25 protein-coding genes are annotated in these 25219 nt (G+C 60.1%); 3 read left to right on the forward strand and 22 right to left on the reverse strand.

The window, feature by feature from the left end:
* Position 1: 1 nt before the first annotated feature.
* The 3 genes from CDO87_RS24615 to CDO87_RS24625 are packed head-to-tail and all read right to left on the reverse strand — an operon-like array spanning position 2 to position 3130.
* A complete protein-coding gene (locus CDO87_RS24615; protein ID WP_027264328.1) occupies positions 2–1177 on the reverse strand; it encodes an acyl-CoA dehydrogenase family protein in 1176 nt (391 codons plus the stop codon).
* 1 nt (position 1178) lies between these two features.
* The gene (locus CDO87_RS24620; RefSeq protein ID WP_027264327.1) at positions 1179–2369 is read right to left on the reverse strand and encodes a CaiB/BaiF CoA-transferase family protein; all 1191 of its coding nucleotides are present in this window, start codon (positions 2367–2369) and stop codon (positions 1179–1181) included.
* Entirely contained in the window at positions 2366–3130 is a 765-nt protein-coding gene (locus tag CDO87_RS24625) for an enoyl-CoA hydratase/isomerase family protein (protein WP_027264326.1), read from the reverse strand. Before CDO87_RS24625 ends, CDO87_RS24620 begins: the two co-directional genes overlap by 4 nt.
* A 229-nt stretch (positions 3131–3359) precedes the next feature.
* On the opposite strand from CDO87_RS24625, the gene CDO87_RS24630 reads away from it, so the two are divergent.
* Positions 3360–4325: a nitronate monooxygenase family protein gene (locus CDO87_RS24630; RefSeq protein WP_027264325.1), complete on the forward strand. Its 966-nt coding sequence runs from the start codon at positions 3360–3362 to the stop codon at positions 4323–4325.
* A 71-nt stretch (positions 4326–4396) separates the two neighbouring features.
* Here CDO87_RS24630 and CDO87_RS24635 read toward each other — a convergent pair whose 3' ends face one another.
* From CDO87_RS24635 to CDO87_RS24680, 10 genes are all read right to left on the reverse strand, one after another.
* A complete protein-coding gene (locus tag CDO87_RS24635) occupies positions 4397–5593 on the reverse strand; it encodes a phenylacetate--CoA ligase family protein (protein WP_223228105.1) in 1197 nt (398 codons plus the stop codon).
* A gap of 27 nt (positions 5594–5620) precedes the next feature.
* A complete protein-coding gene (locus CDO87_RS24640; protein WP_027264323.1) occupies positions 5621–6430 on the reverse strand; it encodes an enoyl-CoA hydratase/isomerase family protein in 810 nt (269 codons plus the stop codon).
* Positions 6431–6457: 27 nt separating this feature from the next.
* Positions 6458–7609 (reverse strand): acyl-CoA dehydrogenase family protein, encoded by a 1152-nt coding sequence (locus CDO87_RS24645; protein ID WP_027264322.1) that lies wholly within the window; start codon positions 7607–7609, stop codon positions 6458–6460.
* Positions 7606–8730 carry an acyl-CoA dehydrogenase family protein gene (locus CDO87_RS24650; RefSeq protein ID WP_027264321.1) on the reverse strand — a complete coding sequence of 375 codons (1125 nt, stop codon included), beginning with the start codon at positions 8728–8730 and terminating at the stop codon, positions 7606–7608. Before CDO87_RS24650 ends, CDO87_RS24645 begins: the two co-directional genes overlap by 4 nt.
* Complete coding sequence (locus tag CDO87_RS24655) at positions 8717–9166, reverse strand: MaoC family dehydratase (protein ID WP_027264320.1); 450 nt, start codon at positions 9164–9166, stop codon at positions 8717–8719. Before CDO87_RS24655 ends, CDO87_RS24650 begins: the two co-directional genes overlap by 14 nt.
* On the reverse strand, positions 9163–9882 hold the full coding sequence (locus CDO87_RS24660) for a transglutaminase family protein (protein ID WP_027264319.1): 720 nt from the start codon (positions 9880–9882) through the stop codon (positions 9163–9165). The genes CDO87_RS24655 and CDO87_RS24660 overlap by 4 nt, the downstream gene beginning before the upstream one ends.
* Before the next feature lie 62 nt (positions 9883–9944).
* Positions 9945–11081, reverse strand: coding sequence for a CaiB/BaiF CoA-transferase family protein (locus tag CDO87_RS24665; RefSeq protein ID WP_027264318.1), 1137 nt, complete (start codon positions 11079–11081; stop codon positions 9945–9947).
* Between the two features lie 10 nt (positions 11082–11091).
* Positions 11092–11949 (reverse strand): MaoC/PaaZ C-terminal domain-containing protein, encoded by an 858-nt coding sequence (locus tag CDO87_RS24670; RefSeq protein WP_027264317.1) that lies wholly within the window; start codon positions 11947–11949, stop codon positions 11092–11094.
* 23 nt (positions 11950–11972) lie between these two features.
* Positions 11973–13124, reverse strand: coding sequence for a thiolase (locus CDO87_RS24675; RefSeq protein ID WP_027264316.1), 1152 nt, complete (start codon positions 13122–13124; stop codon positions 11973–11975).
* A 3-nt stretch (positions 13125–13127) separates the two neighbouring features.
* A complete protein-coding gene (locus CDO87_RS24680; RefSeq protein ID WP_027264315.1) occupies positions 13128–13505 on the reverse strand; it encodes a Zn-ribbon domain-containing OB-fold protein in 378 nt (125 codons plus the stop codon).
* A 104-nt stretch (positions 13506–13609) separates the two neighbouring features.
* Between CDO87_RS24680 and CDO87_RS24685 the strand changes: the two genes are divergently transcribed.
* On the forward strand, positions 13610–14755 hold the full coding sequence (locus CDO87_RS24685) for a CaiB/BaiF CoA-transferase family protein (protein WP_027264314.1): 1146 nt from the start codon (positions 13610–13612) through the stop codon (positions 14753–14755).
* 16 nt (positions 14756–14771) lie between these two features.
* Entirely contained in the window at positions 14772–15938 is a 1167-nt protein-coding gene (locus CDO87_RS24690; protein ID WP_027264313.1) for a CaiB/BaiF CoA-transferase family protein, read from the forward strand.
* Between the two features lie 23 nt (positions 15939–15961).
* Here CDO87_RS24690 and CDO87_RS24695 read toward each other — a convergent pair whose 3' ends face one another.
* The 9 genes from CDO87_RS24695 to CDO87_RS24735 all read right to left on the reverse strand — a co-directional run bounded on the left by CDO87_RS24695 (position 15962) and on the right by CDO87_RS24735 (position 25216).
* Complete coding sequence (locus tag CDO87_RS24695) at positions 15962–17119, reverse strand: acyl-CoA dehydrogenase family protein (protein ID WP_027264312.1); 1158 nt, start codon at positions 17117–17119, stop codon at positions 15962–15964.
* A gap of 207 nt (positions 17120–17326) precedes the next feature.
* Positions 17327–18253: an electron transfer flavoprotein subunit alpha/FixB family protein gene (locus CDO87_RS24700; protein WP_100931411.1), complete on the reverse strand. Its 927-nt coding sequence runs from the start codon at positions 18251–18253 to the stop codon at positions 17327–17329.
* Complete coding sequence (locus tag CDO87_RS24705) at positions 18253–19011, reverse strand: electron transfer flavoprotein subunit beta/FixA family protein (protein WP_100931412.1); 759 nt, start codon at positions 19009–19011, stop codon at positions 18253–18255. Before CDO87_RS24705 ends, CDO87_RS24700 begins: the two co-directional genes overlap by 1 nt.
* Before the next feature lie 42 nt (positions 19012–19053).
* Positions 19054–19836: an enoyl-CoA hydratase/isomerase family protein gene (locus tag CDO87_RS24710; RefSeq protein WP_100931413.1), complete on the reverse strand. Its 783-nt coding sequence runs from the start codon at positions 19834–19836 to the stop codon at positions 19054–19056.
* Between the two features lie 11 nt (positions 19837–19847).
* A complete protein-coding gene (locus CDO87_RS24715; RefSeq protein WP_088652427.1) occupies positions 19848–20624 on the reverse strand; it encodes an enoyl-CoA hydratase/isomerase family protein in 777 nt (258 codons plus the stop codon).
* Positions 20625–20702: 78 nt separating this feature from the next.
* Positions 20703–21953 carry an ABC transporter substrate-binding protein gene (locus tag CDO87_RS24720; RefSeq protein WP_088652428.1) on the reverse strand — a complete coding sequence of 417 codons (1251 nt, stop codon included), beginning with the start codon at positions 21951–21953 and terminating at the stop codon, positions 20703–20705.
* A gap of 97 nt (positions 21954–22050) precedes the next feature.
* Entirely contained in the window at positions 22051–23289 is a 1239-nt protein-coding gene (locus CDO87_RS24725; RefSeq protein ID WP_338054574.1) for an ABC transporter substrate-binding protein, read from the reverse strand.
* A gap of 33 nt (positions 23290–23322) precedes the next feature.
* Positions 23323–24132 carry an ABC transporter ATP-binding protein gene (locus CDO87_RS24730; RefSeq protein WP_100931425.1) on the reverse strand — a complete coding sequence of 270 codons (810 nt, stop codon included), beginning with the start codon at positions 24130–24132 and terminating at the stop codon, positions 23323–23325.
* Between the two features lie 10 nt (positions 24133–24142).
* A complete protein-coding gene (locus tag CDO87_RS24735) occupies positions 24143–25216 on the reverse strand; it encodes a branched-chain amino acid ABC transporter permease (RefSeq protein ID WP_100931415.1) in 1074 nt (357 codons plus the stop codon).
* Positions 25217–25219 lie beyond the last annotated feature (3 nt).

The raw sequence follows: 25219 nt of genomic DNA on the forward strand, positions 1-25219 counted from the left end.
CCTACCCCCGCCGCTGGTCGAAGCTGTGGCCATAGACCATGGCGGCGATCGTATTGCGCAGGATTTCGACGGTGCCACCGCCAAGCGCGAAGCCGCGCGCGTCACGCACCATACGTTCCAGCGGGTATTCGCGCGTGTAACCATTGTGACCGTGGATCTGCAGCGCTTCGTTCGTGACCCTCTGCGCCATTTCGTTGGCGTAAAGCTTGGCCATGGTCGCATCCATCGGATCGGGAAAGCCGTTCGGCGCGGGGTTGGTCGCGGCCCGATAGACCATCAGACGCGCAGCATGGATCTGTGTGGCCATGTCGGCGATTTTCCATTGCAGGCCCTGGAATTCCTTGATCGGGCGCCCGAACTGATGGCGAATCTCGGAATACGACTTTGCAGCATCGAAAGCGCCCTGCGCCAGCCCCACGCACATCGCTGCGTTGCCCACCCGCTCGGGTCCGAAACTGCTCATCAACAGCGCGAAGGAGCGCGAGCTTTCCGGGTCCCCTTCGACCAGCACATCCTCGGGACCGGCCTTGTAGTTTTCAAGGATAATCTCGGCCTCGGTCAGCCCCCGGCCACCCATCTTCAGCGATATGTGGCCGATCCGCGCGCCCGGCTTCTTCAGATCGACGACAAAGGCACCAATCCCCTTCGCCCCGCTGGCCTTGCCGAAACGGCAGAAGACCAGCGCATAATCGGCCACATGGGCGCCCGTGGACCAGCATTTGTTGCCATTCAGCACCCATCCGTCGCCGTCCCTTGTGGCCGTGGTGCGCAGGTCTGTCACCGCCGACCCCGCCTCTGGCTCGCTGATGGCGATTGCGATGAATTTCTTGCCGGCCGCCATGTCTGGCAGGAACCGCTTTTTCTGCTCGTCGCTGCCCAGAACGCTGATTGCCCGGGATGGGCCGTTCAGGTAGAGTTGCGAGACCAGCGCCGTGTTGAAACAGACCCGCGCCATTTCTTCCAGAAACACCGTGCCCTGGATCACTGGCGCGCCGGAGCCGCCGTATTCTTCAGGGATGAACATTCCCAGATAGCCAAGTTCGGCCAGCTTGTCGCGGTTCGCGGCTGGAAACTCTTCGGCTTCGTCCCAATGGGCGGCCCTGGGAGCAAACTCGCGCTCAGCCAGCTTGCGTGCCTCGTTGCGAAAATCCTCCAATTCCGGATCGAGCTTGAACATGTCAGTAGGTGTCCTTTGATTGAGCAGAGGGCAGGTCCTGTTCCAGCGCGGCCAGGATGCGCGCCGTATCGGCGCCTACGGTTGGTGCGGGGATAGGGGCGACCTGTGGGTGAGCCGCGAAACGCATCGGCAGCCCTGGAACAGGGACCGTGCCCAGGTCTGGATGCGGAAGGTCATGGATCATGCCGCGGGCGCGCATGTCATCGTCCGACACCACCTCAGCGAGCGTGCGCACCGGGGCGCCCGGCACATGTGCGCTGCTCAGGGCCGCGAAAATCTCGGCGCGGGTCTGACTTGAGGTCCACGCCGTCACCCAGCCATCGACTTGGGCACGCCGCGCGCAGCGCGCGGGTCCCGCGGCCAGTTCGGGATCTTCGGCCAGATCAGGGCGACCCATGGCCCGGGTCAGCTGCTGCCAGTGGCGATCATTCAGGCACATGATGGCCACCTGCCCGTCGCGCGCCGGAAACAGGTCGTAGGGTGCGACCTTGAGCACGGCCTGACTGTTGCCGGCCCGGTCGGCGAACCCGTCAGGCGCCAGCAGATAGCTTGCGATATTCGACGCCAGCGCGTGGTGCGTGACGTCCTGCATCGCGATCTGGACAAAGTCCCCGCGCCCTGTCGCGCCGCGCGCATGCAACGCCGCCATAATGCCACCAAAAAGGTGGATACCGCCCAGAAAATCGGTGATCGCTGCGCCGCATTTCACCGGCGGACCATCGGGAAACCCGGTCACCGACATCAGCCCGGTCAGGGCCTGAATAGGAAAATCCATCGCCGGCGCATCGCGATAGACGGAATCGGCCGCGTAACCCTTTCCTGACCCCATGACCAGGCGCGGATTGCGGGCACAGAGTGTTTCCCACCCCAGCCCCAGTTTCTCCATCGTACCGGGACGGAAATTCTCGATTAGAACATCGGCCGAATCTGCCAGCGCCAGCAGGGCGCTGCGCCCGCCCTCGGACCCCAGATCAAGCGTCACGCTCTGTTTGCTGGAATTGAGCATCATCGCTGCGGGGTTCTCGCGCCCGCCCGCGATGCCGCGGATACTGTCGCCGCCGGGCGGCTCGACCTTGATGACCTCGGCCCCCATGAGCGCGAACATCAGACCGCAATAGGGCCCAAGGTAGACCTGCCCGAGGTCGATCACCCGAAGACCGGCCAGCGGGCCACAATCGGGCGCCGCGTTCATGATCCGACAAAGCCCGGCGGGCGCTTTTCCTTGAAAGAGGCGACCGCCTCGCGGTGATCTGCGGTCTGCATGATATGGGCTTCGGCGGTTGCCTCGATCTCGAGATAGGTCGCGAAATCGCAATCCATGCCACGGTTCAGCATCGACTTGCCCAGCCCAAAGGCTCGGGTCGGCCCTTCGGCCAGACGCACGGCCAGCGCATCGGCCTCTGCGTCGAGCGCGTCTTCTTCGTGGATTGCGTGGACGATCCCAAGGTCGTGCGCCTCTTGGGCATCGATCACCTGGGCCGTCAGGAACATCGCCTTCGCCCGCTGCGTCCCGACCGTCCGCGCCAGCAAGTAAAGCCCGCCACCGTCGGGCACGATCGCCACGCGCGCATAGGCCTGGCAAAAGCGGGCCGAGGGCGCGGCCAGGATCACGTCAGCCAGAAGCGCAATGTTGAACCCCACGCCAAAGGCCGGCCCGGCAACCGCCGCGACGACCGGCTTTTCAAGATCATATAGCATCCGGGTTACGCGGTGCTGTTGTTTCATGCGGTCCCGCATGGCCACAGGCGAAGAACCGGCGAAGGTGCTGATATCGCCTCCGGCGCAAAACGCGCCCCCGGCACCCGTGATCAACAGCGCGCGCACGCGGTCATCGTCGCGCACCTGGGTGACGATGCGTTCCATCTCTTTGCGTGCGTCTTGATCAAGGGCATTCTTCTTCTCGGGAAAATCGAAAGTCATCCGACCAACGCTTTCCGAGCGGCTGTAGAGCAATGGCACCGCTTCCTCCTCCCAGGAATGGGCTAGCATGGAACACGATAGGAGTGGCATTGAGCGACGGGCAATAGTCCGGTGCGGAAAATCAGACATGTGTAAAATTCACCCGTTCTGTGTATTTCCTTGCGGTCTGCTGGCACGTTTTTTCGGCTTCCCTTCCCATGCGCGCCCGTCACGGCTACGGGCCTCGGCACCCCCTGTTGAAACAGCAAAGAAGAAATAGACAATGTACTCCGACACCCCTCTCGGCCGCTTGCGCCTGCCTGTGATCTGCTCGCCCATGTTCCTGGTGTCCGGGCCGGATCTTGTCGTCGCCCAGTGCAAAGCCGGCGTCATCGGCAGCTTTCCGGCGCTGAACGCACGCGAGTCCGAAGGTGAACCGCCGCTGCTTGAAGCCTGGCTCAAGCGCATCACTGAAGAGCTTGACGCGCACAATCAGGCCAATCCCGATCGGCCCGCCGCGCCATTCGCGGTCAACCAGATCGTCCATCGATCGAATGATCGGATTGAGCGGGACGTCGAAATATGTGCGCGCTGGAAAGTGCCTGTCTGGATCACATCAATGGGCGCACGGGAAGACGTCAACCAGGCGGCACATGAGTGCGGCGGCACTGTACTGCACGATGTAATCAACAACAAATACGCCAGGAAAGCGATCGACAAGGGCGCCGACGGCCTGATCGCGGTCTGCGCCGGCGCTGGCGGCCACGCCGGGGCCTTGTCACCCTTTGCGCTGGTTCAGGAAATCCGGGAATGGTTCGATGGTCCGCTTGCCCTGTCCGGGTCCATCGCGACCGGGCGCTCAATTCTGGCGGCGCAGGCCATGGGTGCGGATTTTGGGTATATCGGATCCCCCTTCATTGCCATGACCGAGGCGGTCGCGTCGGAGGAGTACAAGCAAATGATCGTCGAAGGCGGGGCCGATGATATTGTCTATACCGACTATTTCAGCGGCGTGCATGCCAACTATCTGAAACCGTCGGTGCGGGCGGTCGGTCTCGATCCGGACAACCTGGCCGGGATCGGCAACAAACTCGATCTGGCCACCGGCGACATTCGCCCCAAGGCCTGGCGTGACATCTGGGGCAGCGGTCAGGGGATCGGAGCGGTGAAAGAGGTGATGACCACGGCGGACTACGTCGACCGTCTCGACCGGGAATACCAGGTCGCCAAAGATGCGCTCTGTTCCTGACGAAAGAGGGCGGCCGGTTGCCCGGCCGCCCATCTGTTTCTGCGGTTGTCGCGAATGATCGAGACCCGATCTTAGCGGTCCTTTTGGTTGACGATCAGTTCTGCATTTTCGGGTAGTTCCGAAACAATGTTCACTTCGTCGACACGAATTCGTGTATGCAGTTTGAAGTTTTTGGCGGCGGCTGCTTCCGCAGCAGAAGCGTCGGCACCGTCTTCCAGCACAAGCGAGAGGCGGATCATGTCGCGATCGTTCTCGCGCGTTACCACGGCCTGCGCGGCCTTTGCGCCCGGCGTGCCGATGACAACTTCTTCAACCACGCGCGGATAAACGAAAATCTCGCGCACTTTGACCGCTGCCCCGACCCGTCCCTGCAATGCTGAAATCCGGCTGACGGTGCCATCCGCGTTGCTTTCCAGGGCAAAGGCGCTGTCGCCGGTGCCGAACCGGATCATCGGCCAGGTGGCATCGCGCGCGGTCACGACAACCTCGCCCGGTTCGCCATGGGCGACCTGTTCGCCGCTGACCGGATCGCAGATCTGCACCACGCGGTCGGGATGAACCAGATAGCCTTCGCCGCCATCCTCATAGGCGACAAGGCCTAGATCGGCGGTGGCATAGGCGGCCCAGGTGGACACGCCGTATTCGGCCTCGATCCGGCGGCGCTTGGCCATCCAGTCGCCCATCTCACCGCCGAGGAAGGCTGTCTTCACCTTCCATGCGTCGCGGCCATAGGTTTCGATCACCTTGTCCGCCAGCGTCAGGAAAAACGCGGTCGAGGCGCAGATCGAAGTCACGCCGGTTTCGACGATGATCTGCGCCTGAAGCTCGGTATTGCCCACGCCGCCGGGAATCACCGTGGCACCTGCGGCCTGTGCCGCTTCGTCGAACAGCAAGCCTGCGGGCACAAGATGATACATCCAGGTGTTCAGGATGATATCCCCCGGCCCCACGCCTGCCGCCTTGAAAAGCAGGTCCAGGCCATGACCTCCCTCGCCCGAAAGGGCCGGCTCGAAAATTGGGCCAGGGGACACGTAGATCCGTCCAATATCCTTCAGATCCGAGGCAAGGAATCCGCCGAAAGGCGGGTTCTCGCGCTGGATCTTCAGAAGCTCTTCTTTTTTCATCACTGGAAGTCGCGAGAGGTCCGCCACCGATGTGACGGCTGCCGGATCGAATCCGGCAGCCGTAAATCGCGATTTCAGGCCAGGAGCTTTTTCGGCCGCAGCGGCATAGGCTTGCGCTATATCTTTGTAGATATCATCAGACATTTCCATGCCTCCTCGTCCAATCGGGCGTTAAAGCGGGCAGTCCTTGCGGAAGTTTGGCGCGCGCTTCTCGCGGTGCGACAACACACCTTCCTTGACGTCCTCGCTCATAAAACCAAGCATCTCCAGCGCGGTCGACGCATCAAAGATCGGCCCGGCCTGGCGCAGCCAGTTGTTCAGCGAATACTTGGTCCAGCGGATCGCGCTTTGCGAGCCGTTGGCCAGTTCGACAGCCGTGTCCAAAGCGATCTGCTGAAGCTCGTCATCCTCGACGCACATTGACACCAGACCGATGCGCTCGGCCTCTTCGCCCGACACCGGCTTGCAGGTCATCAGATAGTATTTCGCCTTGGCCATCGAGGTCAGCAGCGGCCAGATAATCGCCGCGACATCGCCAGCGGCAACGCCCAGACGCGGATGACCATCGACAATCTTTGCCCGTTTCCCGGCGATCGAGATGTCGGCCAGGATGGCAACCACAAGGCCCGCGCCTGCCGCAGGGCCATTGATCGCGGAAATGATCGGCTTGTTGCAGTTGATGATGTTGTAGACGAGATCCTTGGCTTCTTTCCACGTCTTCATGATCTCGTGCGAGTCGCCGATCATCTTCTCAATCAGGCTGAAATCGCCGCCCGCCGAAAACGCCTTGCCCGCGCCGGTCACGATGACCGCGTTGATGTCGGGGTCGCGGTCGATGTCGATCCACATGTCCGTCATCTGGGTGTGGGTTTCGGCATCGACCGAGTTGAATGTCTCGGGCCGGTCGAACGTGATGCGCAGGACGCGATCCGCCGGGTAGTCAAATTTCAGTTTGTCGTACTTTGCGTAACGCTCCGACATAGGTCTTTTCCTCCTCAGGGTATGGGTTCAGCCAGGCAGTCCCAGGACGGCCTTGGACAGGATGTTTCTTTGGATTTCGTTCGATCCACCGTAGATCGTGGTAGGTCTGGCCTTGTAGAAGCTCGACAAAACGTCGACGCTAACATTGCCAACCTGAAGCGGCCCGATGGAGCCGCCATCGGGACCGGCTGCTTCGATCATCAGCTCGGTGATGCGCTGGAAGCATTCAGTCACCCAGATCTTCAGCATGGACACATCCGCACCGAGCGTCTCGCCACGTTTGAGCTGATCTGCAAAACGGGCATAAAGCGCGGCATGATCTTCCACATCCAGTGCCGCTTGGGCAAAGCGGTCACGGAACACCGGATCGTCAAACGCGCCACGGCCACGGGCAAAGCTTTCAAGCTGTCCCAGAGCGTTCTGGGCCAGACTTGGCGAGCCGATGAAGATGCGCTCGAAGCTCAAAAGCGCCTTGGCCATCGTCCAGCCCTTGTTCAGTTCGCCGACCAGGTTTTCCCGGGGAGTGCGGGCATTGTCGAAGAACACCTCGCAAAATTCGGTCTCACCCGAAAGGGTGGTGATCGTGCGCACCTCGATCCCCGGCTGATCCATCGGAGCAAGAAGGAAACTGATGCCCTGCTGTTTCTTCGGCGCATCGGGATCGGTGCGCACCAGCATGAAGATGTGCGTGGCATCATGCGCCATCGTCGTCCAGATCTTCTGGCCGTTAATGACGAAATCGTCGCCGTCAATTTCCGCGCGTGTGCGCAGATTGGCAAGATCGGACCCGGCACCGGGCTCGGAATAGCCCTGGCACCAGATGTCCTCGCAGCTCAGAATACGTGGCAGCCAATAGTCTTTCTGGTCCTGGGTGCCGAATTTGATGATCAGGGGCCCGACCATCTGCACGCCCATGTCGCGACCGCGATTGACGCCCCAGCGCTGCTGCTCTTCATAAAAGATCAGCAGCTTAGCAGCGTTTAGGCCCATACCGCCGAATTCAGCGGGCCAGGCTGGCGCAACCCAGCCCTTGGCGTGAAGCTTGCGGTGCCAATGTTCGATCTCGGCGAACTTCGGTCGGTGCGGCAGGTGGCGCAGCTCTTCGGGATATTCCGCCTCGAAGAACGCGCGCACTTCCTTGCGGAAATCCGCATCGCTCATTGCGTTCCAGTCGGTCATTGTGCGGCTCCTTCCTGTTCTCGCGCCTCGAACCAAAGCCGTCTGTGGTAGGCGTCATCGCCCAGCCAAGCGGACAGAACCAGCGCTCGGTTCAGATAAAGCCCGATGTCGAACTCGTCGGTATAACCGACGGCCCCGTGCAGCTGGATGGCGTCGCGCGTGATCTTCTTGGCGGCGGTGACCGCGCGAGCCTTGGCCCGGCTGGCAAGCCGCGCCCGGACTTTTGGATCGGTTTCGCTGTCCATCTGCGCAAGCGCCTCCCGCACTCCGGCCTGCGCGACCTCGCACATCACGTTGAGGTCGACGGCACGGTGCTGGATGACCTGGAATGATCCGATCGGCTTGTCGAACTGCTCCCGCGTCTTGATGTAGTCGAGCGTGATCTCGAAGGCGCGCTCGCTCACGCCGACAAGCTCGGCCGCGGCAAGCGCCGTTGCATCGGCGACAGCCTCGGCCAGTGCAGTGAGAACCGCACCGCTGCTGGCCAATTCCGCGGCCGGAGTTCCCGAAAACGAAAGCTCGCCCAGAGAGCTGCCATCCGCCTGCGTCCGCTTGTCGATGACAAGCCCCTGCGCGTCTGCCTCAGCCAGAACCAGAACCGGACCATCATCCTGTTCGGCCACGACAAGGAACCCGTGCGAACCGATCGCACCGACGACCCAGGCCTTGCCACCGGTCAGCTTTCCGTCCGCGTATCGGCAGGTCGCATCGGCAGGCGCCCCGTCGGGGCCGCGTTCCTGCCAGGCAACCGCCAATGAAATTTCGCCGCCGATGAGCTGTGCCATCTTCGGATGATCCGGACAAAGGCGGCGCAGAAGGCCGAGGCTCAGACCTATCGTCGACACGACCGGTTCCGGGGCAAACACACGGCCGACTTCCTCGGCGATGACACCCCCGGCGGCTAGGCCCATGCCAAGCCCGCCCTGATCTTCGGGCACCGCCACGCCGAAAACACCGGCCTCGGCCAGTTCCCGGACCATCTCCGGATCGAAACCGCCCCCGGCATCACGGAGTTGTCGGGCTCTGTCACTTCCGCCCGCCCGTTCAAACAACGTGCGCACGCTCTCGCGCAACAGGCGAAGGTCTTCTTGTTCGCTGGAAAGGAACTCAGTTTGTGTCATTTTGTTTTCGCTGGATCATCACAGGGGTGTCGGTCGAAAAAACGACCTCGCCCTCGGGGTTTTTGGCGCTGAGCGTATAGTGCAAAACACCTCTGTCGGGCTTGCTTTTTGACGGTGTGACCGAGTTGACCGTCAGTTCGACATCAAGGGGTTCGTTCGGGTGCACAGGCCGCAGCCAGCGCAAATTGTCAAAGCCCATGCCGCCGATATTGGCAACATCGACCATCATCTCGGTCATGACCGGCTTGAACACCTCAAGCATGGTCTGAAAGCCCGAGGCGATCAGGCTGCCATGTATGGCGGTTGCATAGTCTTCATCGGTGTGCAGCCGCTGCGGATCCCATTCCTTGGCAAAGGCCTTTATCGAATCCGCGCTCATCGGAGCGCTGCGAAAGCGATAGACTTGGCCCGGCGAGAAGTCTTCCAGATACCTCAAGAGGCACCCTCCTTTGCGAAACCGTCATCGTATCCGCTCGCATCCTTGGATATCCGGATGCGGTTGAATTCTTCCAGCTTCGGATAGGTTTCCTTGAACGCCATCAGGAACTCACCCATCGGCGCGTCGAAATAGAGACCACGGTCGTTCACATATTCCATGTGCCGGTGATTCTGTTCGTCGAACTCATGAAAGAGCGCGTCGTGATAGCCGTCGAAGACCAGGGGTTTGACCCCGAATCTTTCACACAGTTCCATGTTGAATGCAGGTGTCACCTTGTAGGCCTCATTCCCCAACCACAGCTGAACATAGCCGTGGTAGATAAAGAGATCGGTCCCCATCAACTCCTGCAACTTGGGTGTATTCAGGTGGTTGCGCACATCCGCGAACCCCAGAGCGGCGGGGATACCCACAGCACGCAAACAAGCCGCCAGAAGAATTGCCTTGGGAACGCAAAACGCCGCTTCCGCGCCAGCGATACGGCTGGCACGGTAAGAGTCCTCATCCAGCGCAAAACAATAGGGATCATAGCGAATATCGTCGCGCACCGCTTCGAACAGGCGGATCGCCTTGTCTCGATTGGTTGCGTCCACAGGAAGATCACGCAAAGCCGATGTCACGAAACCCTGCACTTCCACGCTATCGCTTTCCACAAAGCGCGATGGCATGACATAACGCTCAGCTTCAGTCGGCAGGTCATCGTCAGACTTGTCCATTGGCCCCCCCTTTTTCTAACAAATGTTAGATTACCGATTCAAATCCTGCCCGTCAACGGGATTTACTCTGTTTTCGGTTGGTCCACGCCATAACGCGGATTGTCTTCGCCCAGAGTGGCTGCAACTCCGACCGAATTTCCGGAAGAACGGAACTCCGGGGCAATTGGCAGCGGCAAAGCGGGCGCGTCCCGGCCGGAGATTTTTACGGTCCGCCCGAACACGTCACGCGCTTTGAAATGCGGGTCACGCGCCGCCTCGGCGGGCGTCTTCACGACCGAACAGCAGCAATCTGCCGCAGCCAGCAAAGGCTCCCAATGGGTCGAGGGGTGTTCCCTCAGACGACGTGCAACCTCTGCGGCACAGGCATTTGGATCGGACCAGTCATCGCGAAGGGCCACAGGCAAACCAATGACATCGCAGAACGACTGCCAGAACTTTTCTTCCAACGCGCCGACGGCGATCTGACGCCCGTCCGCAGCCGTATAAAGCCGATACCGGGCCAGGCCACCCGTCAGACGGCTGCCACCGCTTTCGATGTTCTGCCCGGCAATCACACCTTCGGCATGGGCCCAATAGGCAAAGGCGAACGCCCCCTCGGCCATTGCGATATCCAGATGCGTCCCCTGCCCGCTTGCCTGCCGCGCAATCAGGGCCAGCAGGATATTCATCACCGCAGGATAGGTTCCGCCTCCGATATCGGCGACCAGCCCGAACGGGGCTGTTGGCTGGTCATCCGGTCCGCGACTGAGCGACAGGATACCCGCATCACCGACGTAGTTGAGATCGTGGCCGGCGGCGCTGGCCTTTGGTCCGGTCTGGCCATAGCCGGTGATCGAACAATAGATGAGACCGGGATTGATCTTTCGCACCGCTTCATAACCAAGCCCCAGCCGGTCCATCACGCCGGGACGAAACTGCTCTACCAGAACATCGGCCTTCTCGATCAAGGGGCGCAGACGTTCCACTGCGCCCCTTGACTTGAGGTCGATGGCCACCGATCGCTTGCCGTGGTTCAACACAGCAAATCCGATGCTCTCTCCGTCGATCTTTGGCTCCGTGTGGCGCGCGTCCTCGCCGGCTCCGGGCCGTTCGAACTTGATCACTTCGGCGCCAGCCTCGGACAGCATGAGCGTCGCCATCGGACCGGGAAGAAGTGTGCTGAAATCCAGCACCAGGATATCCTTGAGCGGTTGAGCCATCTTCACTGCCTCAGGCAAAGCGCGCCGCGCCGTTGTTCAGAACAACCACGTCGCGTGCAGGAATAGACGCTCGAAACCGGGCCTCGCCGTCCTCTTCCCAGATTTCGAACCGCACGGTTTCGCCGGGATAGACCGGAGCCGAGAACCGAACATCCAGACCGACAAGCCGGGCAGAATCATAGTCCAGCAACGTCTTGAGAATCGCCCGGGCGGCCAGACCATAGGTCGCCAAACCGTGCAGGATCGGGCGGTCGAACCCGACCGACCGCGCGACATCGGGGTCGGCATGCAGCGGGTTCATGTCGCCGCTGAGCCGGTAGATCAGCGCCTGGCGCGGAAGCGTCTCGATATCACATATGTGATCGGGCACCCGGTCCGGCAGCACCGCCGGCGTCGGGCCGGGCCTGTTCTCGCCGCCGAATCCGCCGTCGCCCCGGGCGAAGGCCGACATCGCGACGCGTGCCAGCTTGTCGCCGCTGTCCGCGTCGATGATCTCGCGGCTTTGATAGATCACAGCGCCCTTGCCCTCGCCCTTGTCCGAGATGAAGTCGATCTGGCTGCGGCCGACAATCCGGCCATGTGTCGGCAGCGGCTTGTAGATGTCGAGCCACTGTTCTCCGTGCAGCACTTTTTGCCAGTTTACGCCGGTCTTGGGATCGCGCAGCCAGAAGCCGGGATACCCCAAAATGACCGCCATCGAGGGAACCGCCTTCAGACCGTCCTCATAGACAAAGGCCAGTTCTTTCTTGTCTGTCGGATCTTCGCCGAACCCCAGCCCGAGTGCGTAAAGGATGGTATCCCGCTCGGTCAGAGTCTGCTTGATCTCTTCGAAATCCCAATTCGAAAGTGCTTCGAAATCCAGTGGCATGATCTTTCCTCCCTTAGTTGCCGTCAGAGCGTGTTTTGCGATCCAAGTATGGCCGTGACCTGACTGGACAGCACACCGCCGTTGCCATGCGCCAGCGCCAGATCAATATCCTTCAACTGAATGCCCGGCGCGTCGCCACGGATCTGACGAGCAGCCTCGATCACTGTGAAGATACCGTACATCCCGGGGTGCACACAGGACAGGCCTCCGCCATTCGTGTTCACCGGCAAGGCCCCGCCAGGCGCGATGCGCCCGCCCTGGACAAAGGCCCCGCCATCGCCCTTGGCGCAGAACCCCAGATCTTCAAGAAACAGGATGGTATTGATGGTGAAGGCATCATAGAGCTCGACCGCCTGGATATCCGCAGGGGTCACGCCGGCCGTCGCAAAGGCGCGCGCGCCCGAGTCGCGGGCTGCGGTCACGGTGAAATCCTTCATCTGCGAAATCTGCCGGTGCGAGCTTGCCGCAGCACTGCCCAGCACATAGACAGGCGCCTTCGGGAAATCCCGGGCGCGGTCCGCGCGGACCATTACGATCGCGCCGCCGCCGTCGGTGACAAGACAACAGTCGCGCACGGTCAATGGATCGCCCACCATGCGCGCACCCAACACGTCCTCGCGGGTCAGCGGGCCGCGCTCGAACGCTTCGGGGTTGTGCTGCGCCCAGGCCCGCGCAGCAACGGCCACGTCGGCCAGCTGTTCGCGGGTGGTGCCATATTCATGCATGTGCCGCGCCGCCGCCATCGCATAGGCCGAGATCGGATAGCGCGGATTATACGGCGCCTCGTAGGCCGGCGGACGTGAAGCGGTCACGAGTCTGCCCGACGCGGTGCGCTGGTTGGAGCCATAAACAATCAGCGCGACATCACACAGACCGGCGTCCAGCGCCATGGTCGCGGACGTCAGGTAGTTTACGAAAGACGAACCGCCCGACATCGTGCCATCAATGAAACGGGGCTGGATGCCCAGATACTCCGCCGCCATAAGCGCCGGCATGCTGTCTTCCATCATGGTGCAAAACAGCCCGTCGACGTCGGACAGTTTCAGCCCGGCATCGCCAAGCGCCGCAAGCGCAGATTGCGCCATGACATCATAGGCCGTCAGGCCATGGGCTTCTCCGAAACCGGCATGACCGGTACCTACGATGGCGGATTTCCCCCGAAGTTCAGTGGTCATGGCTTATCCCTCCGACGGCTTGAAAAGCACGGCCGGAACACCCTCGGCCTCGCCCACGAAGGCGGTTACCGGCATGTCGATGGCGACCTCACCCGGAGCAATGCCCTCGACCCGGCTCATCATCCGGACACCCTCATCCAGCTCGACGACGCATACGTTGTAATCGCCGCCCCGTTCGGGCTTTCGGCGCACAACTGTTGTGGTGTGGACCCGTCCCTTGCCGCTAGCCTTCTTCCAAGAAATCGCGCTGCCATGACAATGGGGACACAGGACTCTCGGGAAAAAGTGATATCCCCCGCAGTCGTCGCACTTGGGCAGCAGGATCTCTCCCTCTGCCAGCGCGCGTTGGAAAAACTGGTCTGGTCGTTTGGCGTCCTGCACCGGCGTTCTCCTTCAAGCGATCCAGTCTTTGTCTAATCGTATTGATTATGTTTCTAACAATTGTTAGATTTAGTCAACCTTTCAGGATCAATTGAGAGAAACTCATGCCAGGTTCAGATTTAGCCCCCCTTTCCGGCAAACTCGTCGTTGCGCTGGAACAGGCAGTCGCCGCGCCTTTTTGCTCCTCGCGGCTGGCCGATGCCGGCGCGCGTGTGATCAAGATCGAACGCAAGGGAGCCGGCGATTTCGCCCGCGCCTACGATACCGCCGCCAACGGTGAAAGCGCCTATTTCACATGGCTGAACCGAGGCAAAGAATCGGTCGCCTTGGACATTAAAGCCGACGAAGACCGTGAAATCCTGCTCAGGATGCTGGAAAACGCGGATGTGTTTATTCAGAACCTGCTGCCCGGCGCGCTGGCCAAGCTCGGGCTCGATTCCGCAAGTCTGCGAGAGAGGTTTCCGCGTCTGGTGACCTGCGACATCACCGGCTACGGAGAGGACGGCCCGATGCGCAACGCCAAGGCCTATGATCTTCTGGTGCAATGCGAAAGCGGCCTGGCATCGGTGACCGGCACGCCGGATGGACCGGGGCGGGTCGGCGTGTCGGTCTGCGATATCGCCACCGGCATGACAGCCCATGCCGGGATCTGCGAAGCGCTGGTCGGGCGTGATCGAACCGGCAAGGGCAGCGGCCTCTCGGTGGCCATGTTCGACGTCATGGCGGACTGGATGGCGGTTCCGCTTCTTTTTCACGACTATGCCAATCAGCCCACGCCCAGAACCGGGCTTGGTCACTCTGTCATATGCCCCTACGGCGCATTCCACTGCCGAGGCGGTGAACAGGTCGTCATCTCGGTCCAGAACAGCCGCGAATGGAACCGGTTCTGCGTACAGATTCTCGGCGACCCGGCCTTGGCCGATGATCCGCGATTCCATGATAATTCAGCCAGGATCGCGCACAAATCGGAACTCGAAGAGCTTATCAAGACCGTGTTCGGCGCGCACGAACGTGCCGAATTGTTGAAGCTGCTCGATGGCGCGGGCATTGCATCGGCGGCGGTGAACGACGTTGCCGCGCTGTCGGATCACCCGCAACTTGATCGGGCGACCATCGGCACGCCCTCGGGACCTGTCAGCATCGCAATGCCCCCGATACGACGCGGCAGCACCGAAGCCGCGATCGGACCGTCCCCCGCATTGGACGCCGATGGAGCGGCCATTCGCGCGGAATTCGGTTCTCGTTCCTAGAACAGGAAATCAACCCATGACCAATGCAAAGAACACCGCAATCCTGCAAAGCGTCAGGATCATCGACCTGACGTCGATCATCTTCGGTCCTCTGGCCACGCAGATGCTGGGAGATCTGGGAGCGGATGTGATCAAGGTGGAAGCGCCCGAGGGCGATCTTCTGCGCCAGGTTCAGCCATCGCGGCACAGGTTGATGGGCGCTGCGTTTCTAGGGGCCAACCGCAACAAGCGCAGCGTCGTACTCGACCTGAAAACGCAAGCCGATCGCGACCGTCTGCGCAAGTTGCTGGTCGATGCCGATGTGATGATTTCAAGCATCCGGCCCGCGGCGCTTGCCAGATTGTCTTTGGATCCGGAAACCTTACGGAACGAGAACCCGAGCCTGATCACGGTTTCTGCAACCGGATACGGGCAGGACGGGCCTTACGCTTCGAAACCGGCCTTTGATGACATCGTCCAGGCGGTTTCGGGTTTGGCCAGCCTGCCCACCCTTCGCGATCCAGAGGCAAAACCCGATTATTCCCCGACCATTCTTGCCGACAAGCTTGGCGGTGTTACCACGGCTTATGCCGTCATGGCAGCCCTGTTTCATCGGGAACGCACGGGCCAGGCACAGCATGTCGAGGTGCCGATGTTCGAAACGCTGACGGCGTTTCTGCTGGCCGAACACATGGACGGCGCGACATTCGACGAGGTGCCGAGGAATTTCGGATATGCCCGCATGTTGGTGCCGCACCGCCGCCCGCTCCAGACGGCGGACGGGTTCATCACGATCCTGCCCTATACCAACGCCCAATGGGCGCGGTTTTTCAAGACGGTCGGGCGCGACGACATGATCAACCACGTCTGGGTCACCGACATGGACACCCGCAGCCGTAACATCGGCGCCCTTTACGACATGGTTGCTCGGATTGCGCTGACGCGGACAACCGCCGACTGGCTGGCCCTGATGGAGCAGGCCGACATTCCCGCCATGCCGGTGAACACCCTGTCGGATCTGCCGAACGATCCGCACCTTTCCGTAACCGGTTTCTTTCAGAAGGTCGAACACCCCACCGAAGGTACGATCTGGATGACACGCCCGCCCATTCGATTCTCGGCGACACCGGCGCGGCATGACCTGCGCCCCGCCCCCGGACTGGGCGAACACAACGACGAGATCATCGGTCCGGGGGGCGACTAGTCTCCGACCCGGCACCCGACGGATCAAACATCCAGCGAACGTGCGATCAGTTCCTTCATGATCTCGTTGGTGCCGCCATAGATCATCTGGACCCTGCTGTCGGCATAAAGTCGCGCGATGGGGTATTCCATCATGAAACCGTAACCGCCGTGAAGTTGCAGGCATTCATGCATGACCTCGTTCTGCGTCTGGCTGCCCCACCATTTCGCCATCGAAGCCGTGGCCGCATCAAGTTCGCCCGCTTCAAGACGCGCGATCCCGTCATTTACGAAAGAACGTAGCAATTCGGCCTTGGTTTTGCATTCCGCCAGTTTGAAGCGTGTATTCTGGAAGTCCATGATCCGGCTTCCAAATGCCTTGCGGTCCTGAACATATTTCACCGTTTCATCGATCGCAAAATCAATAAAACCGAGGGCGGTAATGCCGATCATCAGCCGCTCCCAAGGCAGCTGCTTCATCAGCTGGTAGAACCCCTGCCCCTCTTCCGGACCAAGCAGGTTCGCCGTGGGCACGCGCACATCCTCGAAGAACAGCTCAGCAGTATCCGAACCTTTCATACCCAGTTTCTTCAGGTTCCGTCCCCGGCGAAAGCCCTCGGTGCCCTCGGTTTCCAGAACGATCAATGAAACGCCCTTAGCGCCGGCGTTGCGATCGGTCTTTGCCACGATAACAACGAGATCCGCCGTGTGCCCGTTTGTGATAAAGATCTTCGAACCGTTGATCTTGTAGTGGTTGCCATCCTTTTCCGCATAGGTTTGTACGTTCTGGAGGTCAGAGCCCGTTCCAGGCTCGGTCATGGCAATCGCCGCAACGCTGTCGCCGCTGACCAGTTTCGGCAACCACTTTTTCTTCTGTTCCTCACTGCCATATGCGTTGAGATAATGGATTACGATGGACTGAATCCCATAGCCCCAACCCGTATCACCGGTGCGCCCCTGCTCGTAGACGGTAATCGCGTCGAACCCGATGCCGCCACCGAACCCACCATATTCTTCGGCAATCGAGCCACCCATGACACCCTGCTGACCGACTGTTTTCCAGAAGTCGCGGTCAACAATTCCCTGCTCCGCCCATTTTTCAATCTTCGGAGCCATCTCTGCATCGAAAAGCCTGCGTGTACTATCGGCGAACATCTTGTGTTCATCCACTGCCCAGCTAGGGGAGTTCTTGATCAGAGACATGAATTTTTCCTATCGATTCAAGCTTGTGTTGAGCCAAAATCTAACAAGTGTTTTGCTTCTTGACAATGAACCGGAGCCGTTCTGACGAGGCGTCACAAGGCTTAGGACCGCGCGCATCCTAGTCCGTCCGATCCGCTCGCCGCCCATTCGGCTCGTACAAAAAGGCCCGACAAATCAGGCGGGCCTTTTTATAATTTTTGCAATGACTTACAACTTTTCGGTCAGTTCGGGCACGGCTTCGAACAGGTCGGCGACCAGGCCGTAATCGGCGACCTGGAAGATCGGTGCCTCTTCGTCCTTGTTGATGGCGACGATGATCTTGCTGTCCTTCATGCCCGCAAGGTGCTGGATCGCGCCCGAAATGCCGACGGCGATATACAGGTCAGGCGCGACCACCTTGCCGGTCTGGCCGACCTGCCAGTCGTTCGGTGCAAAGCCCGAGTCGACGGCGGCGCGGGATGCGCCAACGGCGGCGCCCAGCTTGTCGGCCAGTTTCTCGATCAGCGCAAAATCGTCTTCCGAGCCGACGCCACGGCCGCCCGAAACCACGATACCGGCCGAGGTCAGTTCGGGACGGTCGCTTTCGGCGACCTTGTCTTCGACCCATTCCGACAGGCCCGAAACGGATGCGCCGCCCACGGTTTCCACGGCGGCCGAGCCACCGGTGCCGGCCGCGTCGAAGCTGGCGGTGCGGAAGGACACGACCTTTTTTGCGTCGCCCGATTTCACCGTCTGGATCGCGTTACCTGCATAGATCGGGCGCTCGAACGTGTCGGCATCGACCACGCCGGAGACATCGGTCAGCATCATCACGTCCAGCAGCGCGGCCACGCGGGGCAGCACGTTCTTGGCGTCGGTGGTGGCGGGTGCCACGATGTGATCGTAGTCGCCTGCCAGCGACACGATCAGGTCGGCGGTCGATTCCGCCAGGCGATGACCCAGCGCGGGGTCTTCGGCGACCAGCACCTTGGCCGCGCCGTCGATTGTCGCGGCTTCTTTCGCGGCGTCGGCGGCAGACGCGCCGGCGCACAGAACCGTCACGTCGCCCAGGGCCTTGGACGCGGTGACCGCCTTTGCGGTCGCGTCCATCGATAGTTCACCATTGTTGACTTCGGCAAGAAGAAGAACAGCCATCACACCGCCCCCTTTTCCTTGAGTTTCGCAACCAGCTCGTCGACCGAGCCAACCATTTCACCGGCGGCGCGTTCGGCCGGCTCGGACGTCTTGACCACGGTCAGGCGCGGGGTGACGTCGACGCCATAGTCGGCGGCCGTCTTTTCATCCAGCGGCTTTTTCTTGGCCTTCATGATGTTGGGCAGCGACGCATAGCGCGGTTCGTTCAGGCGCAGGTCGACGGAAACGACGGTCGGCATCTTGACCTTGATGGTCTGCAGGCCGCCATCGACCTCGCGGGTGACGACGGCGCTGTCGCCATCGATGCCCACTTCCGAGGCAAAGGTCGCCTGGCTCCAACCGAGGATCGCCGACAGCATCTGGCCGGTTGCGTTCATGTCGTTGTCGATGGCCTGCTTGCCGCAGATCACCAGGCCGGGCTCTTCCTCTTCGACGACCTTGGCCAGGATCTTGGCCACCGCCAGCGGCTCGATGTCCTGGTGCACGTCATCGGCGGCAACCACCAGGATGGCGCGGTCGGCGCCCATGGCCAGCGCGGTGCGCAGGGTTTCCTGCGCCTGCTTGACGCCGATCGAGACGGCGACGACCTCTTCGGCAGCGCCCTTTTCCTTCAGGCGGATCGCCTCTTCGACGGCGATCTCGTCGAACGGGTTCATCGACATCTTGACGTTGGCGAGATCGACACCGCTGCCATCCGCCTTGACGCGGACCTTCACGTTGTAGTCGATCACGCGTTTCACCGGCACGAGTACCTTCATTGGCGTGGTCTCCTTGAGTTTTGCGATAAGGTTTCAACCGAGCTAACGGTCTTTGAATTCTGGAGCTCTTTTTTCCGAAAACGCTTTCATCGCCTCGGGAAAGTCATGCGCGCACAGCAAAACGCTTTGGGCATCGCGCTCGATATCCAGCGCCTCGAGATAGCTGCACTCGGCTGCGGCGCGCATCACACGCTTGGCGGTCTGAACGCCAAACATCGGGTGCGTTGCAATCTCGCGGGCAATTTCCAACGCCCGTACCTCGACCTGGTTGGCCGGCACGCATTCTTCGACAACGCGCAGGTCCCTAGCGGTGCGCCCGTCGATTTCACGGCCCGTGAGCACAAGCATCCGGGCCACGCCCGCACCGGCGCGCTGCTGAAGCAGCCAGCTTGATCCCGTGTCGGGACAACCGCCGACGCGTGCAAATACTTCGCACAGCCGGGCATCTTCGGCGGCAACGACAATGTCCGCCGACAAGGCCAGGCTGAGGCCCGCGCCAAAAGCCACGCCGCATACCGCAGAAATCAGAGGTTTGCGAAACAGATAGGCCGCGCGTCCGCCATCGTGAACCAGGTCCACCATTTCCGACGTCGCCCGCGCGCCTTTGGCGATCTCGGACTGAAACCCGACAAGATCGCCGCCGCTGCTGAAATGATCGCCGCCGGTCATGACAACGGCACGGATCGTAGCGTCCCGTTCGGCTTCGCGCAGGAGCGCCACCAGTTCTTCGACGAACCCGATGCTGTAAGGGTTGCGTTTTGTCGGCTGAAGAAAACGCAGGATTCCGACAGGGCCTTCCCTGTCCAGGCGAATAAGCTCAGTCATTCAAGTCTCCATCAGGTCCCGGTCCAGACGGGTGCTCGCTTTTCAGCAAAGGCCTTTGGGCCTTCAATCGCGTCGTTGCTGGCGTAAACCACCTCGTGCAGGCGCTTGCCCTCTTTCAGGCCACCCGCACAGCCCAGGTCCATGGTCGCGCGAACGCCGCCTTTGGCCGCAATCACCGAAAGCGGGGCCGCGCTGGCAATGCGTTTGGCAAGGTCGAAGGCCCGTGCGCGGACAGCATCGGGAGTGTCTTCGATATAGTTGGTGAACCCGTATTCGTGCAGGCGCTCGATCGGCATCAAATCGCCGGTCAGAACAATTTCCATAAGGATGGGCTGCGGCAGCATGGACAATGCTGGCGATGCCCAAGGCGATCCACGACCGATCTTTACTTCGGTAATGCCGACCTTGGTTCCCTTGAGACCGACCCTCAGATCGCAATTCAGCGTCAGCATCATTCCGCCCGCCATCAGCGACCCCGTCATCGCCGCGATGATCGGTTTTTTGCAGGCGCGCATGGTCTCGTGAAACGGGTCGCGCATCTTGGTCAGAATATCGACGCCCTCGTCGCGTGCGATTTGTGTAGCTTCCTTCAGATCCAATCCGGCGCTGAAAACGCCGCAATCGGCCGACGTCAGAATGGCCACGCGAACGCTGTCGTCCGCCTCGATCTTCTCCCAGGCGTCGGTCAGCCCGTTCGTCGCCGCCACAGAAAGCGCGTTCTTGCGTTCTGGCCGGTTGATACAGACGGTCGCAATGCCATCTTCAATCTTCACGTTAATGGGACTCATGATACCTGCTTCGTTTCTCTGAACAACTTGGGTGCGTAAAGCTTCCCCGCGATATGTTTACCGCGGGGAAGCTGTGTCCTACTCGACTTTGAAAGTCGCGGAGCTGTGCTTGATGACATCCCACACAACGTCGAGATAGTCGGCGCTCCAGTCGGTCTGCGGAACCCAGGTTTCGCCATTCCACTGCTCGACCCGAGTCTTGCCACCACCACCATGATCTTTGTCGGTCACTGTAACCGGGGCCATGGTGCCGTTTCCATCGAAGTTCTCGATCGATTCATAGGCATTCTTCATGCTTTCCGGTGTGATCGGCCAACCGTTTTCGGCAATCGCGATACGCGCGGCTTCAAAACCGACCGAATAAATCGCCATACCCATGTTATAGTACACGTCTCGCACCAGATTCTCGGGTCCGCTGCCCTTGCCATTGGCATAGTAGGTTTCCAGCATCGTCTTGACGATCGGAACTTCCTGGCCACCGGCCACGTTGGTTCCGCGCAAAATGCCTTTTGCCTCTTGTGCGCCAATGTTGGCGATATCGACCTCGTTGAGCCAGTTGACCGACAGGTAACGGTCGATCGGGAACCGGTTGCGGCGCATTTCCTTCGAGGCAACCACATGCCCGCCAGCCAGAAGCCAGCTGATCACGTAATCTGGCTTATCACGGCGGATATTGCTCCAGGCACCGGCCTGATCCGAACCGGGAAGCGGCACGGGATAAAGCTCCAGTTCGAACCCTTCCTTCTCGGAAAGCGTTTTCAGGATCTCGATTGGTTCCTGACCGAAGGGATAATCCAGATAGATGAACCCGATCTTCGCCTTGCTCAGGTCACCGCCCATCTGGCCCTTGATGAAGGCAACGTTATTTGCCGCCTGCTGCCAGTACGTCGGACCGACCGGGAAAACCCATTCGAACACTTCCCCGTCAACTGCATCGCCACGGCCAACGAAGGACTGCATCAGAACGTTGCCGTCCTTCATGGCACGCGGCAGAACCGCGTTCGTGACCGGCGTGGACAGAAAATTGAATAGGAACACACCTTCGCGCTTGAGCTGCTCATAGCATTCCACACCGCGCTGCGGTTCGTTGCCGTGATCGCGAACGATGATTTCTACCGGATGCCCTTCGATACCGCCATTTTCGTTGGTGTACATCGCCAGATCCTGGGCGGCCTGAGCCACCTGCGGCGAAATGAAAGTGTAGGATTTGCTAAGGTCGAAGCAGAGTCCGAAGCGGATCGGCTCCTTGTCCTGCGCTGCGGCCACAGTCGCGCTTGCTGCCAGCGCAGTAGCAAGGACTACTGCCTTAATGTGCTGTTTGACTTTCATGTTTTCTCTCTCCCGTTGGTTTGGTTTGGGGCGGTGATACCGTTTCGTAAACGCCGCTGCCGCCCCGCGTAGCGTCGCCCTTCCTGCTACCAGTCTTTCACTGCTCGTATTGTGACGAACTTTCTTTCACCACGTCCCACACGACGTCCGTGTACTCAGAGATCCAGTCGGTTTGCGGCACCCAAGTCTCCCCGTCCCACATCTCGATCCGGGTCTTGCCACCGCCGCCATGATCTTCGGCCGTCACCGTAATGGGGGCCATCAGCCCGTTCGCGTCGAATCCCTCAAGCGACTCCAGTCCCGCTTTGTAGGACTTTGCGGTAATCGGAAGGCCTTCGAGTTCTGCCGCCTTGCGCGCGGCTTCGAACATGATTGAATACATGGCCAGACCGGTGTTGTAGAAAACGTCCTGGGTCTTCTCAATCGGGCCCGAACCCTCGCCCTTGTCGTAGAGCTCGGTCATGATCTCCTGATACAGCGCGACGTCCTGACCGCCCACAACATTGGTACCGCGCTTGATACCCTTGGCGGCCTCGTCGCCAATATTGGCGATATCGACTTCGTTCAGCCAGTTGACGGAAATGTATTTGTCCATCGGGATGCGATTGCGCTGCATTTCCTTCGACGCAACCACATGCGCACCGCCAAGCATCCAGACAATCACATGATCTGGGTTGTCCCGGCGCACCTTGGACCACACACCGGCCTGGTCACTGCCAGGCAGTGGCACAGGGTAAAGCTCAAGCTTGAAACCCTCTTTTTCGGACAAGGTTTTGAGAATCTCGATCGGCTCCTGTCCGAAAGGATAATCGAAATACACAAACCCCACCTTCACGTCCGACAAGTCGCCATCATGCAATTGCTTTATGTAGGCAACATCATTGGCCGCCTGTCCCCAATAGGTCGGTCCGATCGGATAGACCCATTCGAAAACGGTGCCGTCGACGGCATCGCCTCGGCCGACAAGCGACTGCATCAGGATACGCCCGTCTTCCATGGCCCGCGGCAGGATAGCCAGAGAGACCGGAGTGGACAGGGTATCGAAAACAAAGACGCCCTCGCGGCTGAGTTTCGAGTAGCACTCGATTCCGCGCTGCGGTTCGTTCCCGTGGTCACGCACGATGACTTCGACCGGTTCCCCACCGATGCCGCCCTTCATGTTGATGAGCTTGGCAAGGTCCATCGCGGCCTGCGAAACCTGCGGCGTGGCAAAGGTATAGGCCTTGCTGAGATCGTAGCAGATGCCGATCTTGAATGGCTCGGCCAGCGCCTGGGTGCCGAACAGCGCCCCGCCAACCATTGAAAATACTGCCAGCGCTTTGGTAAGTCTCTTCATTTTTTCCTCCCTGAACAGTTTTCGAATAGTACGTTAGCTCAGCCAACGTTTGCGTCGGCTGTAGTGCTTGACGTTGTGAAAATCGGTCTCTCCGCCGCCTAGATAGAACTCCTGAATGTCGGAGTTGGATTTGAGCGCCTCGGCCGTGCCGTGCATAACGACGCGGCCGTTTTCGATAAGATACCCTTGCGAAACGATCTCCAGAGCTGCCAGGGCGTTCTGTTCCACCAGCAGGACGGACAGGCCCTCATCCTTATTGATCTTTTGCAGGATGCCGAAGATTTCCTCGACCAGGAACGGAGCAAGCCCGAGGCTTGGTTCATCAAGCATCAAAAGCTTCGGCTGGGTCACGAGGGCCCGCCCAATGGCAAGCATCTGTTGCTCACCACCCGACAAATAGCCTGCTTGGGAATTTTTGCGTTCGGCAAGCCGTGGAAAATAGGCGTAAATCTTGTCCTTTTCCGCATTCAGCGTCGATCGGGACATTCCGCGCGGCGCGGCGGCGGTCAGGTTCTCGTCGGGGGTCAGATGTTCAAAGACCCGCCGCCCTTCGATGACATGACAGATGCCCATCTCGACGCGTTTTTGCGCGGGCGCTTCGGTAATGTCCGTTCCCTGGAACGTTATCTCACCTCGGCTGATGCGTCCGCGCTCGGCCTTCAAAAGACCGCTGATCGCTTTCAACGTGGTACTTTTTCCAGCTCCGTTCGATCCCAAGAGTGCGATCATCTCGCCCTTTGGGACTTGGACCGAAACACCTTTGATCGCCAGTATTACATTGTCGTACAGTACTTCGACGCTGTTCATGGATAGAATGTTCTGGGCTTCAACTTTTTCTTGCATCGGCATTCCCCTATTTCTTGAACTGATCGAAGGGCCAAACCATCAGATAGTCTCTGATGTTGCCGTAGAGTTTTCCCAAACCGAGTGGTTCGATCAGAAGGATAATGACGATCAGTGCGCCATAGACTGCGTTCGGGATGTGAGCGAGTGTTTCAACATCGATCTGCATGCCAAGCCCGTCACTCAGCGTGACGACGAGACCATTCACGATACCCGGAACAAGAAGGATCAGGGCAACACCGAAATAGGAACCGATAATGCTGCCAAGGCCGCCAACAATCACCATCGCAAGAACCTGGATCGAAACGGCAACCGAGAATTGCTCGGGTGCGGCGAGAAAGAAAAAGGTGGCAACAAGCAACGCACCGCTGACGCCTGCGATGAACGAAGAAGTCGCGAATGCGAGGATTTTGTAGTAGAAACTGTTCACACCCAGGATCGCGGCCGCAAAGTCTTTTTCCCGGACAGCGACCAAGGCGCGACCGAGTCCAGTACGCTTGAGATTAAGCATGAAGATCGTCACCAACACACACCAGCCGAAGGCGACATAGTAGAAGCCAGTATCAGTGGTAATCTCTTGCCCGAGCAGCGCCAATGTCGGTGACTGGAGCGACGCGTGTGAGCCCCCCGAGATCGCCGGAGAGTGGGTCAGAACCCAGTCCATCACGAATTGCATCGCAAGAGTGGTAAGGGCGAGATACAGTCCCTTGACCCGCAAAGCGGCAAAAGCAAACAGGCTGCCGATCACGGATGACGTCAACCCGCCGATGATCAGGGCGAATTCCCACGGCACCCCGAAACGCGCGGCATGGATCGCCGAATAGGCGCCGACAGCCATGACCGCGGCATAGCCCAGGTGAAGCTGCCCCGCCCAACCTGTCACCAGGTTCAGCCCCAAAGCGGCGGCCGTCCAGATCAGCCAGGGAAGCAAGTAGCTGTTCAGGTAAAGCGACGGAATGATGAACGGCGCGGCAAGACCGATCAGAAAGATGAATGCTGTCAGATTTCTGTCGGCAGGCACCTTGAAGATACGGCTGTCCGAAACGTAGTCGGCGTGATGGACGCCGGAAAGTCTGTAAAACATCCC

The organism is Sagittula sp. P11, from assembly GCF_002814095.1.
Taxonomy (GTDB): Bacteria; Pseudomonadota; Alphaproteobacteria; order Rhodobacterales; family Rhodobacteraceae; genus Sagittula.

Bases quoted from the DNA above. Each gene is read 5' to 3' on its own strand.
- CDO87_RS24735 (WP_100931415.1), bottom strand. From the start codon at position 25,216: ATGTTTTACAGACTTTCCGGCGTCCATCACGCCGACTACGTTTCGGAC.
- CDO87_RS24705 (WP_100931412.1), bottom strand. From the start codon at position 19,011: ATGAAGGTACTCGTGCCGGTGAAACGCGTGATCGACTACAACGTGAAG.
- CDO87_RS24640 (WP_027264323.1), bottom strand. From the start codon at position 6,430: ATGTCGGAGCGTTACGCAAAGTACGACAAACTGAAATTTGACTACCCG.
- CDO87_RS24710 (WP_100931413.1), bottom strand. From the start codon at position 19,836: ATGACTGAGCTTATTCGCCTGGACAGGGAAGGCCCTGTCGGAATCCTG.
- CDO87_RS24645 (WP_027264322.1), bottom strand. From the start codon at position 7,609: ATGACCGACTGGAACGCAATGAGCGATGCGGATTTCCGCAAGGAAGTG.
- CDO87_RS24630 (WP_027264325.1), top strand. From the start codon at position 3,360: ATGTACTCCGACACCCCTCTCGGCCGCTTGCGCCTGCCTGTGATCTGC.
- CDO87_RS24690 (WP_027264313.1), top strand. From the start codon at position 14,772: ATGACCAATGCAAAGAACACCGCAATCCTGCAAAGCGTCAGGATCATC.
- CDO87_RS24675 (WP_027264316.1), bottom strand. From the start codon at position 13,124: ATGACCACTGAACTTCGGGGGAAATCCGCCATCGTAGGTACCGGTCAT.
- CDO87_RS24700 (WP_100931411.1), bottom strand. From the start codon at position 18,253: ATGGCTGTTCTTCTTCTTGCCGAAGTCAACAATGGTGAACTATCGATG.
- CDO87_RS24725 (WP_338054574.1), bottom strand. From the start codon at position 23,289: ATGAAGAGACTTACCAAAGCGCTGGCAGTATTTTCAATGGTTGGCGGG.
- CDO87_RS24715 (WP_088652427.1), bottom strand. From the start codon at position 20,624: ATGAGTCCCATTAACGTGAAGATTGAAGATGGCATTGCGACCGTCTGT.
- CDO87_RS24660 (WP_027264319.1), bottom strand. From the start codon at position 9,882: ATGGACAAGTCTGACGATGACCTGCCGACTGAAGCTGAGCGTTATGTC.
- CDO87_RS24650 (WP_027264321.1), bottom strand. From the start codon at position 8,730: ATGACACAAACTGAGTTCCTTTCCAGCGAACAAGAAGACCTTCGCCTG.
- CDO87_RS24665 (WP_027264318.1), bottom strand. From the start codon at position 11,081: ATGGCTCAACCGCTCAAGGATATCCTGGTGCTGGATTTCAGCACACTT.
- CDO87_RS24695 (WP_027264312.1), bottom strand. From the start codon at position 17,119: ATGTCTCTGATCAAGAACTCCCCTAGCTGGGCAGTGGATGAACACAAG.
- CDO87_RS24615 (WP_027264328.1), bottom strand. From the start codon at position 1,177: ATGTTCAAGCTCGATCCGGAATTGGAGGATTTTCGCAACGAGGCACGC.
- CDO87_RS24720 (WP_088652428.1), bottom strand. From the start codon at position 21,953: ATGAAAGTCAAACAGCACATTAAGGCAGTAGTCCTTGCTACTGCGCTG.
- CDO87_RS24730 (WP_100931425.1), bottom strand. From the start codon at position 24,132: ATGCAAGAAAAAGTTGAAGCCCAGAACATTCTATCCATGAACAGCGTC.
- CDO87_RS24670 (WP_027264317.1), bottom strand. From the start codon at position 11,949: ATGCCACTGGATTTCGAAGCACTTTCGAATTGGGATTTCGAAGAGATC.
- CDO87_RS24685 (WP_027264314.1), top strand. From the start codon at position 13,610: ATGCCAGGTTCAGATTTAGCCCCCCTTTCCGGCAAACTCGTCGTTGCG.
- CDO87_RS24635 (WP_223228105.1), bottom strand. From the start codon at position 5,593: ATGTCTGATGATATCTACAAAGATATAGCGCAAGCCTATGCCGCTGCG.
- CDO87_RS24620 (WP_027264327.1), bottom strand. From the start codon at position 2,369: ATGAACGCGGCGCCCGATTGTGGCCCGCTGGCCGGTCTTCGGGTGATC.